Genomic DNA, 14545 nt, shown 5'->3' on the forward strand with positions numbered 1-14545 from the left:
TTAATCAATTTTCTTGCTGCTTACTTATCAAGTTGGATAGACTGACTCGTTACTCCTTTTACCTTTCTTTCTTCAGATCCATAGGTATTTAATTGAAAATATTTATTGTTGTTTTTATCTTTAAAAACCGAATATGTAGCTTGAACCTCTTGGTGCACACTGTTTCTATTTTTATCGAGTTTCTTTAATGGTTCTTCTTTTACTAATGCCATTCCCATCATCCTTAGTCTAGTTTATTTAACTTCTTTTAGTGTGCTTTTTATTTCATCTTTAGTTTTCGTAAAGTATTTAGTAAACTCTGATTCTCCTGAATAAGAAATACAAAGGTAGTTCTGTGCTCTTGTCATAGCGATATAAAGCAATGACACTTCTTTTTCTTTACTATCTTCTAAAGGGAAAGGCATGCTGTCGGTATTCACTACGAATACGGATTGAAAGTCTAACCCTTTACTACTTTCAATTGTACTAATCTTTACTGATTCTTCTTCTTTTACAAAGTTCCGCTTGGAACCTTCATGTTCGGTTAACCAGTAGTAAGGGATATTATGCTTTTTAAATGTGCGAATGATTGTATCGGTTACAGCGAGCTTATTCGTCTTTCTAACTCGATAAAGAATCAACATTTCTGAATATGGTACTTTACGAATTTCATGAAGCTTCTTTATGGTTCGTGCTACTTTTTCCATTTCTTCAGTGAAATTGGTAGCTTCCAACAAAAATGGTTCTGGTCCCTTACGTTTCGTTCCTTGTGGATGAATAATTTCAATACCTTCAGTCTGACCTTGGATCACTTTTGTATTTAACTGAGAATGTTCGCGGTAAAAACCCCAGGCAAACTTTACAATCTGAGCTGAATTTCTATAGTTGATATTCAAAATTTTAGATCTACCTTGAAAATTCAATCCTGTATCTTGGACATAGCTTGTTTTTCTTTTATAAATGTTTTGTGCTCGATCTTCTACTATTAACAAAGACTGTGTATCCGGATTTAATAAACGGCTTACTAGCCCTAGCCATTCTGGTTCAAAGTCTTGTCCTTCATCTATTAACACCGCATCATATTTGGGTAGAATAGCTTCGTTATGGTCAATTTTTTCGAGTATGGTCGGAATTTGATATTCTTTAATCTTTAAATCTTGCTTCAACCATTGATGAAAGTTACGAATCATAATATTGTCACTGACTTTCTTTTCTTCTGGCTTCTTTACAAAATCAAAAAGATCCTCAGGCTCATATAGTTTTGCATGAACCATTTGGCGGATGCTTTGAGCGAGTGAAATGTTATAGCACAGAATCAATACTTTCCAGTCAGGGTGTTCTTTTACAATCATTTTCGCTCTTGAAGCTAAGATTAAGGTCTTCCCACTACCTGCTACCCCTCGAATGAGTCGGTTCTTATCTCCTAATTGTTTTGCAAGATTCTCCTGATGCAGATCCATGACTTTAATATCTTTTAAAGACAACAAGAGTTGATCTTGATAAGGAACAGCTTGTTTAAATTCCGCACTAATTCGCACTTCAGGGAACAAATGATAACGAATGGCTGCAATCTCTTCATTTGTTAATGGTTCTTTTAGCCGGTAAGGCACGATAAACATATCTAGGATTTTCTCCATTAATAACTCTTCTGAGAAGTGTTCATTTTCTGGATCAATTTCATCTCTTGCTAACGTTAAGCTTGGTTCAAGTATGGAATATAAGTTATCTCTCACCATATCTTTTTGATAGAGACGGGTGAAAACAACGCCATAACCAAAAGGAAACTTGAGCTGAAATTGATACTTTCCTTCTGTTTGAATGAGGCTTTTATCTTTTTTCAATACATTACTTATATGAAAGGCGTATTCTCTAGCTTGTTTTAAAGGGTTTTTTACAGTTGCTTGCGAACCATTCGCAGCTGAAATGACCCAGTCATCAGAATTAAGTTGATATAAAGTGTTCCTTGTATAATCCTTCACTTCTAACACAATTAACCCTAGATCAGGTCCTAAGATTACAAAGTCTGGACGTCTGCCTTGGATTTCCGGCTCATAGTACACGATATAATCATCAGGTAAGTAGTTTTTAAGTGTATGGAATAATAGTCTTTCGCCGGCTGTGGCAGAAGATCGTATTGTAAGTGGAACCATGTATGCCATGACATTCACCTATCTCATTTTTATTCAAAAATATTTTTACAATATTAGACATCTTTCTATCATTCTCTTAAAAAAACTAGTAAAAATCAACTATTGTTTGTAAACTTTACCAAATTTTATTATGCTATATCTATACATATCTCGTAAAAACGGAGTGACGATTGTGATTAAATACCTAAAATCTTTATTTAAGAATGGCACTACAACACCTAGGACTGAATCTCTTCATCTCTATCAACAAAATCAATCTGAGTTACAGAAAATAATAAATACCCCTTTTCCAGGAGGTCAGGCGACAGGTTATGTTTTCTTCGTACAAGATCAACAAACTGGTCATTTCCAGATTGGAAAAACCACACAAATAGATAAACGAATGAATGGGTTCTTTGTTAACTTATCTTTCAAAAATGAGCTAATTTATCTTGTAAAGTCGGGCAACCATCATCAAACAGAAGCTGCCTTTCATGATTACTTCACTAACAAACGTGTACAAGGTGAATGGTATACCCTTAGTTCAGAGGATCTTACATGGTTAAGAACCGGAAATTATTCAAGATACATTGAAGATACAATTAACGATAGAGGAATTATTAAAGAAGCAATTGACTCACGTAGAGTTCCCCTTACACCTAAACAAGAAGAATACGCGAAATCTCTTATACATAAGTTAGAGCATTATGAAATGGCTTCTGATGAGATAGAATTATCTAAGAAAGACCTGGATCGTCTCATTATGTACTTTAAGTTTAAAAATAAAGGAACACTTGTGAATATGGTTAAGGAAGGGATTTTGAAGGAGAAAAGCTCCTTAAGGATGTAGAAATTATCAATAAAGGTGTCTGAATATCTATGACTATGTTCAAACAATAAACCTAATAATAAAAAGGCTAGAGTCCGGTAGTACAATACCTGCTCTAGCCTTTATAAGTTTATATTTTATGCTTCTTAAATATTTGCAAGTATTTTATTCGCAACCCGTATCATCTGTTCTTTATCAAAGATCTCATCAAATTCAAGTCGCTTTACACCGTATTGCATGTATAAGCCCTTTTCTAGCATCCCGTCATTAAACCATTTAATGTCCCTAATAGTTTGATATCGGAATTTTTGTTGGAAGCTAAATGACTTATTTACAAACCATACACGTTTGTTGGTAGCGATTAAGTAGCCTTTAATTTCTTTTTTACTGCTTTTATCAAACTCACAAAATAAGAATGTTAACCCTCTTTCGTCAGGCTCAAACACATTTCGGATAAGAGATTGAAAGAATGCCTTATTATTTCTTACTTCGTTAAATTCGTAAGTCGTGTAAGAGTCAATTACTATTGACTTTAATAGATTTTCAACCTCTTGTTTTTCTTTTGCTTTTTGAGCTTCTAGTTGTTGCTGGCGTTCTTCAGCTGCATGTTTTCTTTTCATACGCTTTTGTTCTTTCACAGCTTCTTTACTACTTCGATAAGTTTGAACCTTTTCTTTTACTAGTACATTATCTTGATTCTTAGTTAAAAGCTTTACGAATAAATCTTCTGTTTTATAACATATTCTTTGATAAATCCCCATCTTACTCTCTCCTTAAGCTACCATTTTACGAGCCACATAGAATCGTCTTCCTAACCAAGCAGCTATTCCTAAACCAAAAATCATTGCGTTAGCTTCATCATCTTCCTGGGCAGCTTGTTTTCCTAATCCGTAATGATACTCATACACTGTTTCAGCTTTCATGTATTTTTGAGGGACTTCATATTTTTCTTCATTGTTACCCATCTCATAAGCTACTTCTGCAATTTTTTCAATTTCATTATTTGATTTGAATCCTTCTTTATACCAACTGATATATTTTTCTTTCTTAAGAGCAGGCTTTTTATAGGAAATCATGGTAAAGGCGGCGTTATAACCCATTTTTAAATACTTTTCTTTTAATTCATTCTGACCTTTCTCGTATCCAGAAAGGTATGCGTTTTTTAAAGTTTGACTTACATTCTTAGGCGTATTCTTAATATCCTTTGTTCCATCTTCAAGACCTTTTTCTTTTAAACTAGCAATGTGTGCTTCTTCTTTTTCTTTTATAGCTCGATTAAAACCATTTTCGTAATCTTGTTTTAAAAGTGTGTTACCCTGATACTCTGCAGGTACGACTAGCTTATCTTGCTTCTTACCTGCTTCATATCCTTCTTTTTCAACAGCTTTTTTCTGCTCTTCAAACTTTTTAATTCCTTCTGTATACCCTTTAGCATAACCAGTGTCATAACCAGATTGGTAAGCTGCTGAACCAGTAGAAGAATCATTTTCTTCTGCACCTTTTGTTCCATCGTTCAATCCTTTTTGATAGCCAGCTTTTTCACCCTTTGACGAGTCTTGCTGTTCAATCTGTTTTGGACTGCCGTTAATTTTCGCAGTATCATATCCATTTGGAACTTCACACGGAATACCATCATCTACAGCATTACCGAAGCCATCTAATCTCTCCGGATCATTTGTAGCTGAATAGCCTTTTGCATTCCAGTAAGCTACAACTTCATCATAGTTGGAAAAATCCGAGCAGTCTTTATCACTGCGAGTAGCAGGAGCCGGTTTTGGTGCCGGCGTAGGTGCTGGAGTTGATCCACCGCTTGAACCTCCACCATTATGATAGTGATACCCTGTACATAATCCTTTTGCCTGAGACTTCGCTGAACAGTTATGTCCTCCACTACCATCAGTTCTACCTGAGTGAGCATACCCTTGGTGAGGTAGAACTAATATCACAAAAGCCATTATAAAAATTACATATTTCCCCATGTTCCCTATCTCCCTTTGTTACTTTTTCATTTATTTCCAGATTTAATAGTAATGTCTAATTAATATTATTTCAATAAAATTTTCACTTGAAATGTGTTTTCCTTCTAAATAACCCCCTAAAACAAAAATAAATACTCGAATAAAATAAAGTTTTTCTATTAAAAAAGAAACACTAGTTTTTTATTCCAGTGTTTCTAATTTATTTTGATTACTTATACTATTATTTTTAACAGTACACTTAGTTTAAGCGATCCAACCACTTACTAATATGTAAATTTAGTAACTCACCCTGCTCAATCTGCAAATTATGCCCTGCAACATCCAACACCGAAAACGTCGCTCTAGGATACTTATCAAGTATGTCATAAACATCCCTATAACCCGTAACATGATCCTGCCTACCTGTTATAAATACACTTGGTTTCTCAAACACTTCTTGGTCGATTTTAAATGTATACCCATAAGCTCCTGAGATTTTCTCTAAGAACGCTGGATCTGCGATTTTCAATCCAACGACCACTTCCTCCCTGTACCTTTTCCACGTGTATTCATTTAACTTCACATGTATGCCTTTGAAATCTTCTCTTTCTTCTTCTGTTAATGTAGCTAAGAATTCGTGATCAACTTCGATGTTTGTTTGTTCAGGCAATGTTCGGTCACTGTGATCCGGCAAGATCATTGGACAGATGAATGCTGCACCCAATACACGCTGTGGAATCTTCGCAATGATGCCTCTTATGATATAACCACCGTACGATTGACCAGCCAGTAAGAAAGATTGGTCTGGTATTAGCGTTTCTATGAACTGAATAACCTTTTCCAACATCTCATCCGAGTTTTGAATGGTTTCATAGTCTTTCGTCTGCCCCATTCCTGGCAGGTCGAGATAGATGCGTCTATATCCATCCCTCTCTTGAAAGATCGGTTCCATACAGCCTTTCATCAGGCGGTGATCTGGTGAGAACCCATGGATCATCACGATCGGTGTTCCAATTCCGTATTCTTCATAATAGATGTTTGCTTTCTGTACTTGGCAATACGACATGTTTCAACACTCTTTCTCTATAAAGGGGGTTCTCTGTCATTGAAGAAATTCCTTCTATTTCAGATATAAACGAATATCATAACGGTGTTGTGTTAAAATGGAAAAAGAAAAACGGGAGGGCTATCTCTGAAGAACTATTTGATTCGATTGTTATTTGGGATATAGACTGGCTTCGTTACGTATGGAATTCTAGAATTGTTTGATTTATATAACGGTGAAAGTTCAAACCTAATCATCATTCTCTTAGGAATAGCTGGTGGATGGTTTGGGTGGTATGTGTATCGTTATTGGACCTCTAAGAAACATCAAGTGTAAGTAAGAATCGAAGGAGCGTTTTGTTTGAAAGCTTATTTTATCCGGTTAGCGTTTAGCATCATGTCGATGGTCATCATTTATGGGATATTCTTTTTAGTAGGATGGCACACAAAGGACTTTGCACCTTTCATCATCCTGCCGCTTGGTTTAGCAGGTGGTTATGGTGCGCTGTATGTGTATAAAATGATTCAAGAAGCAAAAGCGAAGGAACAGTTATAAAGAAAAAGGACAGGTCGGAAGTCATCGTAACTTCTAACCTGTCCTTTTCTATTAAGAAACGGAATCGCATTTCGTTTCACGGTTTTTTGCAAGTGAGCAAGCCGCACACTTGCCATGCTTGCTTTTTTTGATGTGACGAAAAATGCCCAGCTAAGTTGCTAAAGAGTTTTATTTACTTTTGACAGCTCGGACAATAAAACGACTTATGCGAAGAATGGTCCACTCTCTCAATCGTCCCTCCACATCTCGGGCACTTCTCTCCTTCACGTTCATACACATACGTATTTTCGTTATAACTACCTGTCTTCTTGTCATCTTCATACATCGGAAAATCCATATATCCCCCAAATTGAACGGCTCTTGATAGCACTGGTTTAATGCTGTCATACAACCTGTTTTTCTCTTCATCAGTGAGATCAATCACTTTTCGTAACGGGTGTAACCTTGCTTGATAACAGATTTCATCAGAATAGCAGTTTCCGATTCCAGCGATAAAAGATTGGTCGACTAACAATGGTTTGAGTGCACCCTTTTTCCGTTTTAATCTATCTAAGAACTCTTCCCGCTGCAATTCAAATGGTTCTGGACCAAGATCGCTGAGCTTTTCATCCAGTTCCGATTGACTCAGTAGATGTAAATATCCGAGTCGAAGACCAATAAAATTCAGTTGCAGCTCTCCGAAAGAAAGAATGATTTGTTTCGTTCGATCCGGACTGTTTTTTGAAGTTCCGAGAAATATCAGTCCTCCAAGCATCAAGTGAAGCAACAGATATTTTCCCGAACTCAGCTCAAAAATCAGGTGCTTCGCTCTTCTTTTGACGAAGGTGATATTAGATCCTTTTACCGCGTCGTTAAAGGTTTGAACCCCTGTGTTAATGGACTTCTCTCTGTTAATCTCTACATTCGTAATCGGCTTATGTAAGATATTATGATTTAGAAACTCACGATACGTTTCCATTTCTGGTAATTCAGGCAATGGTTCCAACTCCTTCAATTCTGGTCTCTCTTGTTAGTATTGAGTGGGTTGGATAATTTATGTAAATAAAAGCAGCTTATCAAAATGACTAACGTGTTCTCTTTTGGAGTACTTAGAGAATTGAATATAAAATAGCAAACAAAAAAGTAACGCAAATCGTAGTTATTGATTGCAATTGGACAGAACTTTATTCCGTAATCGCAACCGATTGTTGAGTAGTCTTATATTGATTTATAGAAACCTGCACCAGTATCATCAAAACCTCTTCCTCTATAAAAATGGTGTGAATCAACACGACGTTTTCCAGTGTTAACTGCAAGTTTTATAATTCCCTGCTTTTTAGCCCATTGTTCCGCATGGTCTACTAATAGTTTTCCTATTTTTTGTTTCGGAATTATCGAAATGTAGATAGCGGTATGTTTCCAACAAACATCATCGTAACAACTGAAGTTCATTGCCGTTATGTATTTCGTTGTGATATCGCCTGCGATTCTAAAGTGTCGTTTGACATCTTACTGGAAGGCTTTAGAAATAAAGTGGGAAAAGATTTATAACAAATTTGAATTCACTAGGAGCACAACCAAGAACAGAAAGTAGACATTCTTAAATGATTGCTTGATGATCAAGAAAAGAAAGTCGATATCAAGAGTATGGTTTTCGGTAAACTAGTTCTTATTTAAAATCAAAGGGACCAACTTATCATTTTTGATAGGGGATGAGAGTACAATTAAAGTTGTTGAATCCCCGTATACCCCCATTTGATTTGTAGCCATTTCCAGCGTTTGTAGATTTTCCGTCACTACTTTTACTAGAAAATTATATTGTCCACTAATCCTGTGTAACTCCACTACTTCATCTGCTTGTTTACAATGTTCCACAAAACTTTCACATCCCTTTGTATGAAATAGGACGTAAGCTGAAATCTGTTTATTGATTTTCTCTGGGGAAACAACAGCTCGATAAGAGTCAATTATCCCCTTCTCTTCCATTCTTCGAACTCTTTCTGTAACAGCAGGCTGCGATAAAGCTACTGCTTTTCCTAATTCCGTCATAGAAATTCTAGCTTCCTCCTGAAGAAGTAACACTATTTTCTTATCTATTTCATCCATATTAAGACAACCCCTTTTATTTTAATGTAAAAATCATAAAATAAATTATTTATCTAAGTGAATTTAATGAATTGCCTTTATTCATCTATATATTTAGATTATCTTATTAAATAAAATTAGTCATGTAGTTAATACTTTTTTGAGGAGTGAGCAGATTTGAGGAACGAGTTATTAAATCCCATCAAAATTGGTCATTGGAACCTTCGGAACAAAATAGTAATGGCTCCTATGACAAGAAGCTTTGCTGATAATAAGACAGGGACTGTTGGAGAAGATATCGTAGCTTACTATAGAAGACGGGCTAAAGATGGTATAGGACTCATTATTACGGAAGGAATTAATCCCAGTCCTAGAGGAAAAGGAACCTTTGGTGTTCCAGGTCTGTATTCAGATAACCAAGTAAAAACTTGGAGAAAAGTAACTGACGCTGTTCACGCAGAAGGAGGAACCATCCTTGCTCAACTGTGGCACAGTGGAAGATTGACGCACCATGATCTTATAGGAGGTTATCCTCCACAAGCACCATCGCCAGTAAGAGCAGAAGGACATGTCCATCGTTTACGTAAACCTTATGAGGAACCTGAGGAAATGTCATTATATGATATTAACGAAGTAATCGATCTGTATGCTTCAGCTGCAAGAAATGCCATTTCTGCTGGGTTTGATGGAGTTGAAATCCATGGAGCACATGGCTATTTAATCGATCAGTTCAATTGTGAGGTAACAAATAAACGCAAGGACAACTATGGGGGTAATCTATCAAACCGATTATTGTTCATGAAGGAAGTTTTGACAGCTGTATGTAAAGCGATCGGTCCTGAAAAAACGATTATTCGCTTTTCTGAGATAAAAGATGATATACCGAGTTACAGATGGGAGAATCCTTTGGAAGAAATAAAGGCTTTTCTATCTGTATTCAAGGAAGTTGGTATTCAAATTCTACACCCTTCTACAAATGATTTTTCTGAAACAATCTTGAATCGCAGGACATTACATCAAATTATTCGAGAATACTGGGATGGACCAATTATTGGAGTAGGTAATTTAGATCATGATATCGCTTCTCATGCGATAATGAAAGGTACCATTAATTTAGCAGCCTTTGGACGCCCTTTGCTTGCTAATCCAGATTTCGTTTATAGAATTAAGGAGGGCATACCTCTTATACCGTATAAACCAGAATTACATTTACACTCTTTGCTTTAACAAATTCAACAGTTTGCTAGAATGGATTTTAAACTAATATATTTAGTCCTTACAAATAAAAGATTGGATTCTCAAAAGCTAAACCAGAATAAGCCCCCACTAAGAATAGTAGACTTAAAATTAATTTTAAATTGGTGTTACATCTTAAATTTACAACAATATCCTTATTTAAATGAGGGCTTGTTTACTTCGTTTTAAAATTTAAGATGTTGTAATTTTGATCACCCATAACTTATTAGGTAAAAAACATACACATAAAATAAATTAAAGAGGAAAGAGGAAACCCTTTTTAAATTCTATTTTAAAAAGGCGATTACCATTGCTCTAGCACTTTAAATTGGTTACTGCAGTTTGTATATAAAAGTAAGGGAGGAAATGATCAAGGATGGATATTTATTTACTGCTTGTCACCTTTGCAGCTATCGTCATTGTTATCGTAACCGTATCCTTGCTGAAATGGCATGCTTTTATCAGTTTAACAGTAGCCAGTTTATTTTTGGCTCTAATGGCGGGACTGTCCTTAGAGAAAATTGTGATCGCTTACGAAACTGGTATAGGAGAAGTTTTAGGACATCTGGTTGGGATTTTGGCATTGGGTACAATTTTAGGAAAAATGCTTTCCGAATCGGGAGCAGGATTACAGATCGGCAATTTTTTTGTACGGATTTTTGGTGAAAAACGTCTGCCGTGGGCTATGATGCTTTCAGGTTTTATAATTGGGATTCCAATCTTTTTTGAAGTCGGTATTTTAATTTTATTGCCTTTAGTCATTTCGTTACACAAAACTACAAAGCAAAATATTTTACTGATCGCTCTACCGGTCATTGCAAGTCTATCGATTGTGGACGGTCTTGTTCCACCGCGTCCTGGTGCACTAGCTGCTATCATCATATATGATGCCAATCTTGGCAAGGTTCTTCTTTACTCTCTTGTAATCGCATTTTTTGCTGCAGTTATTGCAGGGCCATTATTTGCAAAATGGGTGCACAAACGCGTTGTTCCTGAAAAAGAACCGGAATTAATCCGCATCGATACGGCTGTAAAAGAATTGCCAAGCCCCGCCATGTCTTTCTTTATTATTTTACTGCCAGTCATTCTAATGATTCTCGCCTCATTAGCACCATATGTTCAGCTTTCGGAAGGCTCGATGAAATTCTTTGCGCTTATAGGAAATCCGGTAATTGCATTATTAATTGCTGTATTTGCAGCATACTATTTTCTTGGATTTCGTAAAGGGATGGATAGAGATCTTATTAAAAAATTCACAGAAAAAAGCTTGCTGCCTGTAGGTTCAATCGTATTAATTATCGGTGCAGGTGGTGGATTCAAACAGATACTGATGGATAGCGGTGTCGGTGAGACAATGAGCAGCATGTCTGAAAATTTATCCCTGTCTCCGCTCATGATGGCCTTTGTCATTGCATGCTTAATTCGAATTGCGACAGGCTCAGCAACGGTCGCATTGACAACAGCTGCCGGTATTGTTTCTCCAATCATTGAGAACATGTCTGGTGTCAATTTGGAGTTGCTAGTTATTGCAACAGCTGCAGGATCAATGATGTTTTCACATGTAAACGATCCAGGCTTTTGGATGGTAAAAGAATATCTTGGATTAACCGTTACAAAAACCTTCAAAACGTTGACGGTGCTGGAAACCATCCTTTCCTTAACCGCATTTGCAGGTGTTTTGCTGCTTAATGTATTTTTATAAAAGATTGTTTCCTAAGCTTTGTTGCAAATAAAAAGTATTTCCATAAATTGAACAGCACCTATCGAAGGGAAGTGACCGAGTATGGTCACTTTTTGGGTAAAATGGTCGTGCTTTGGCACGAATTGCCGCAATTGGCCATTGAACACCAGCGGCGGCTCCGCTCCATCCATCGGGGACCTAACGATGTGGCTCGTTGTAATTCATTGTTAGTTTTTATTGATTCCAAAGTAGTATTATCTTCCGATTGGCAGCCACAAAGAATAATAGACAATAAAACAGACATTAGCCTCCAATCCTATTTCTTTAATATTAAAATTAGACGAAGTCTTAAAGTTTCCCTTTATTATAAAATTGGTAAGCCTTTTAACAAGTGATTTTCTTACCAAAAAGCAGCGTGACATAAATTATTGTCTTTCTGTACTCAAAAAGTGACCCTTTACAAAATGACCAATTTCGTACTGTGATCTCCTATGTCCAATCATTTCGGTGACTACGAATAAAATCAATGTCCTCTAGATAATGGTCCAGATGCCCTTCGTCTATCATTTTTTGAAAAGCTAAGTCACCTTCACTCGCTTTTCTTTCAATGGTTCTGCATAACCCTTTTAACCTGAGCAGCACCATCTCCAAGAAATCTGGATTGACTTCCTCACCATACCCCTCAAAAAACAATCGAACTCTCTCTTTCATTCCTTTTGCATGCTGGTTACGATTGTAATTTATGGTTGCACCTGTTTCATCTAAATAAAATCTGCTTAAAGGCACGCACGTGTAAAGCGTATATGCGATGTCCCAGAGTCTCGGCCCAGGAGCTGCTACATCAAAATCAATAATTCCAACGGGGCGGTCGTGATCAAAGATAATGTTATAAATGGCAAAATCATTATGGCAAAGCACCTCAAAAGGCTCAGGAGTGTGATCGATCGGTTGCCAACCTTTTTCTATAGGGAAATCTGTTACAGCATCGTGATAGCGTCGAAGCATTTTGGCTATCTCCATTAGTACATCATCTGACCACATGTACTTTTTTAACGGGTAATGACCAGCTTCCCCTTCTATAAAAGATAAGATCTCTCTATCCTTTTCATCAACACCTAAAAACTTTGGCGCATAAGTGTAGCCTTTGTTTTCTAGATGCTTTAATAGCTTGTGTACCTTGGTGCTACTTGGCTTTAACTCTCGTCGAACCGTATCTCCTAGACGATGTACGGTTGAGACATTTCCTCCAGTTAGTATTTCATCGTTTTCACTGTTTGGCACCTGGTTTCTACCTCCTTGAAAACTCTCTACTACTGTTATTTATAGAATTAAGTCCTGTTTATATACTATTCCATGCTCTAAATAGACTTTTAACAGGGCTAATGCTTCTCCCCATCCAACAGCACATCCGATGCAGGCACTTAAGTCTTTTTCTGAATGCGTATAACCAATTTCATTAATTTCTACTAACGTACCGTCTTTATAAGGTTCAAGTTTAAAGGTTACTGTTGAACTTTGTTCTCCTGGTGACCACTGAAACACAAATTTTTGATTTGGAATTGCTTCAAGTATTTCTCCGCCATCTTCAATTATTACGTTTTCACGACCAAAGTTTAGCCATCTCATTCGAATTTCACCAGTTCCGTCTGGATTGATCTCTAAAGACGTTTCATCTGTAAACCAAGCATTCCAACCTTGAGCTGTTGATATTGTATAATACACTTCTTCTAATGGTACTTTTATATAGATTTTATGATTTATTTCTGGCATTTTCTCTACCCTCCGTACTCTTGAACATCTTTGGAATTATTCTGAAGTTCTCTTAGGCTCCAAACAATCTCTCCGCTCTCGTCCCATGTACTATGATGTCGTTCAAATCCAAGCTTTTCTAGCACCCGAAAGGATGCAGCATTCCAAGCGCGGACTGTCGACCAAAGCTTGTGTCGTCCGGTTGCAACTGCAGCATCTAAGACCACGGTTGCTGCCTCAGTCGCATAACCATTACCGTGTACTTTTTGGAACAACTCGTATGCAATCTCCGGTTCTTCAAGTGTAGAACGACCAGTAATTAATCCGCAGTACCCAATATAATCGGCTTCATCTCGACGACGAATAGTTAGCAAGGCAATTCCGCTTTCATATGCTCGATTGCGTAAAGTAGTGACATTCTCACGAGCAGTAACTATAGTCGGCATACCTTTGCCCCGTTCTGCAACAAGTTCTCTATACCATGATGCATCTGATTCCTTCCATAGACTAAGGGACAATCGATCCGTTTCCATCTCAAACGTCATAGGTTTAAATTTAGCTGTCATCTTATGTGCAACCTCCTAGACTAATAGTTTTATATTAATGAACGAACTCATTAACCTTGAAAATCTGCACTTTACACAACTGCCATCGTTAATCAGTTAACTTCAACTACAAACGTGTAAGATATTTCACCATTGGACCATTTGGCAAATACCTCATAGATGTATCGACCTTTACTTGCCGGAGCGGATAAACGATTGTTGTCTAATATGACTTCTTTACCGCTACCATCTCTGTTCCACGGAAAAACAGATAGTTTTGGTTTATCTTTTATTTCGATTGCAATATCAGCGCCTGGTTTTACTTCTATAGCTTCAAGCCCCTCACCAATTTGATAAGGTGATGCTGCATCCGTTGTCACAGCTTCCGTTTCTAAACCCTTTTTTCTTTCCCATCTATAATTTCCTGGTTTCATTTCAAATCTGACACCTTCGATTTTAATGAATCCTGAAACCGTTGGAGGGAAGTCATTTTCCTTCTCTTCTGTTTTCTGACCATTTCCATCAAAAGGAGTTGTACACCCCGTTATGCAAAATAAAAAAAGAACAATTACGAAATACAGTTGTTTTGATTTCAAAACATAACCCCTATCAGCAATGACATTTATTCACATCCACTCATGCTCAATATTCTAAAAATTGATCAATACCATAAATGGACGTAAGTATGTAGATCATGGTTAGAACTTGTAAGATTAACTTTGAACTTACAAAAAACTTGTAAGTGAAATAAGTCACGGTAGCGGATAGAAAGGGA

16 protein-coding genes are annotated in these 14545 nt (G+C 36.7%); 4 read left to right on the plus strand and 12 right to left on the minus strand.

All coding sequences use genetic code 11. The annotated features are described in order from the left end of the window. Nucleotides 1–20: 20 nt before the first annotated feature. The gene (locus ACNJYY_RS12205; protein WP_416728721.1) at nt 21–212 is read right to left on the minus strand and encodes a hypothetical protein; all 192 of its coding nucleotides are present in this window, start codon (nt 210–212) and stop codon (nt 21–23) included. Between the two features lie 21 nt (nt 213–233). Beyond that, complete coding sequence (locus ACNJYY_RS12210; protein WP_416728722.1) at nt 234–2138, minus strand: 3'-5' exonuclease; 1905 nt, start codon at nt 2136–2138, stop codon at nt 234–236. Between the two features lie 163 nt (nt 2139–2301). Here ACNJYY_RS12210 and ACNJYY_RS12215 point away from each other — a divergent pair, with 163 nt between their 5' ends. Further along, the gene (locus tag ACNJYY_RS12215; RefSeq protein WP_416728723.1) at nt 2302–2958 is read left to right on the plus strand and encodes a GIY-YIG nuclease family protein; all 657 of its coding nucleotides are present in this window, start codon (nt 2302–2304) and stop codon (nt 2956–2958) included. Between the two features lie 125 nt (nt 2959–3083). On the opposite strand, the gene ACNJYY_RS12220 is transcribed toward ACNJYY_RS12215, so the two are convergent. The 3 genes from ACNJYY_RS12220 to ACNJYY_RS12230 all read right to left on the minus strand — a co-directional run bounded on the left by ACNJYY_RS12220 (nt 3084) and on the right by ACNJYY_RS12230 (nt 5961). Beyond that, nucleotides 3084–3698, minus strand: coding sequence for a hypothetical protein (locus ACNJYY_RS12220; RefSeq protein WP_416728724.1), 615 nt, complete (start codon nt 3696–3698; stop codon nt 3084–3086). A 12-nt stretch (nt 3699–3710) separates the two neighbouring features. Further along, nucleotides 3711–4916, minus strand: coding sequence for a hypothetical protein (locus ACNJYY_RS12225; protein WP_416728725.1), 1206 nt, complete (start codon nt 4914–4916; stop codon nt 3711–3713). A gap of 238 nt (nt 4917–5154) precedes the next feature. Then, nucleotides 5155–5961: an alpha/beta fold hydrolase gene (locus tag ACNJYY_RS12230; RefSeq protein WP_416728726.1), complete on the minus strand. Its 807-nt coding sequence runs from the start codon at nt 5959–5961 to the stop codon at nt 5155–5157. Nucleotides 5962–6300: 339 nt separating this feature from the next. On the opposite strand from ACNJYY_RS12230, the gene ACNJYY_RS12235 reads away from it, so the two are divergent. Continuing rightward, nucleotides 6301–6495 carry a hypothetical protein gene (locus tag ACNJYY_RS12235; RefSeq protein ID WP_416728727.1) on the plus strand — a complete coding sequence of 65 codons (195 nt, stop codon included), beginning with the start codon at nt 6301–6303 and terminating at the stop codon, nt 6493–6495. Between the two features lie 172 nt (nt 6496–6667). Here ACNJYY_RS12235 and mutM read toward each other — a convergent pair whose 3' ends face one another. The 3 genes from mutM to ACNJYY_RS12250 form a co-directional block, all read right to left on the minus strand. Beyond that, nucleotides 6668–7471 (minus strand): DNA-formamidopyrimidine glycosylase, encoded by an 804-nt coding sequence (gene mutM, locus ACNJYY_RS12240; protein ID WP_416728728.1) that lies wholly within the window; start codon nt 7469–7471, stop codon nt 6668–6670. A gap of 221 nt (nt 7472–7692) precedes the next feature. Beyond that, nucleotides 7693–7926: a GNAT family N-acetyltransferase gene (locus tag ACNJYY_RS12245; protein ID WP_416728729.1), complete on the minus strand. Its 234-nt coding sequence runs from the start codon at nt 7924–7926 to the stop codon at nt 7693–7695. Nucleotides 7927–8136: 210 nt separating this feature from the next. Continuing rightward, nucleotides 8137–8580 (minus strand): Lrp/AsnC family transcriptional regulator, encoded by a 444-nt coding sequence (locus tag ACNJYY_RS12250; protein WP_416728730.1) that lies wholly within the window; start codon nt 8578–8580, stop codon nt 8137–8139. Between the two features lie 156 nt (nt 8581–8736). Between ACNJYY_RS12250 and ACNJYY_RS12255 the strand changes: the two genes are divergently transcribed. After that, nucleotides 8737–9786: an alkene reductase gene (locus ACNJYY_RS12255; RefSeq protein WP_416728731.1), complete on the plus strand. Its 1050-nt coding sequence runs from the start codon at nt 8737–8739 to the stop codon at nt 9784–9786. Between the two features lie 385 nt (nt 9787–10171). Continuing rightward, a complete protein-coding gene (locus tag ACNJYY_RS12260; protein WP_416728732.1) occupies nt 10172–11497 on the plus strand; it encodes a GntP family permease in 1326 nt (441 codons plus the stop codon). A 468-nt stretch (nt 11498–11965) separates the two neighbouring features. On the opposite strand, the gene ACNJYY_RS12265 is transcribed toward ACNJYY_RS12260, so the two are convergent. From ACNJYY_RS12265 to ACNJYY_RS12280, 4 genes are all read right to left on the minus strand, one after another. Further along, on the minus strand, nt 11966–12757 hold the full coding sequence (locus tag ACNJYY_RS12265) for a phosphotransferase (protein WP_416728733.1): 792 nt from the start codon (nt 12755–12757) through the stop codon (nt 11966–11968). 39 nt (nt 12758–12796) lie between these two features. Continuing rightward, nucleotides 12797–13246: an SRPBCC family protein gene (locus ACNJYY_RS12270; RefSeq protein ID WP_416728734.1), complete on the minus strand. Its 450-nt coding sequence runs from the start codon at nt 13244–13246 to the stop codon at nt 12797–12799. A 5-nt stretch (nt 13247–13251) separates the two neighbouring features. Further along, nucleotides 13252–13791: a GNAT family N-acetyltransferase gene (locus ACNJYY_RS12275; protein ID WP_416728735.1), complete on the minus strand. Its 540-nt coding sequence runs from the start codon at nt 13789–13791 to the stop codon at nt 13252–13254. Nucleotides 13792–13883: 92 nt separating this feature from the next. Continuing rightward, nucleotides 13884–14366: a hypothetical protein gene (locus ACNJYY_RS12280; RefSeq protein WP_416728736.1), complete on the minus strand. Its 483-nt coding sequence runs from the start codon at nt 14364–14366 to the stop codon at nt 13884–13886. Between the last annotated feature and the right edge of the window lie 179 nt (nt 14367–14545).

Source organism: Fictibacillus tiangongensis (genome assembly GCF_048083785.1).
GTDB lineage: Bacteria > Bacillota > Bacilli > Bacillales > Fictibacillaceae > Fictibacillus.

Bases quoted from the DNA above. Each gene is read 5' to 3' on its own strand.
- ACNJYY_RS12210 (WP_416728722.1), bottom strand. From the start codon at position 2,138: ATGGCATACATGGTTCCACTTACAATACGATCTTCTGCCACAGCCGGC.
- ACNJYY_RS12230 (WP_416728726.1), bottom strand. From the start codon at position 5,961: ATGTCGTATTGCCAAGTACAGAAAGCAAACATCTATTATGAAGAATAC.
- ACNJYY_RS12220 (WP_416728724.1), bottom strand. From the start codon at position 3,698: ATGGGGATTTATCAAAGAATATGTTATAAAACAGAAGATTTATTCGTA.
- ACNJYY_RS12275 (WP_416728735.1), bottom strand. From the start codon at position 13,791: ATGACAGCTAAATTTAAACCTATGACGTTTGAGATGGAAACGGATCGA.
- ACNJYY_RS12270 (WP_416728734.1), bottom strand. From the start codon at position 13,246: ATGCCAGAAATAAATCATAAAATCTATATAAAAGTACCATTAGAAGAA.
- ACNJYY_RS12245 (WP_416728729.1), bottom strand. From the start codon at position 7,926: ATGAACTTCAGTTGTTACGATGATGTTTGTTGGAAACATACCGCTATC.
- ACNJYY_RS12260 (WP_416728732.1), top strand. From the start codon at position 10,172: ATGGATATTTATTTACTGCTTGTCACCTTTGCAGCTATCGTCATTGTT.
- ACNJYY_RS12225 (WP_416728725.1), bottom strand. From the start codon at position 4,916: ATGGGGAAATATGTAATTTTTATAATGGCTTTTGTGATATTAGTTCTA.
- ACNJYY_RS12205 (WP_416728721.1), bottom strand. From the start codon at position 212: ATGGCATTAGTAAAAGAAGAACCATTAAAGAAACTCGATAAAAATAGA.
- ACNJYY_RS12250 (WP_416728730.1), bottom strand. From the start codon at position 8,580: ATGGATGAAATAGATAAGAAAATAGTGTTACTTCTTCAGGAGGAAGCT.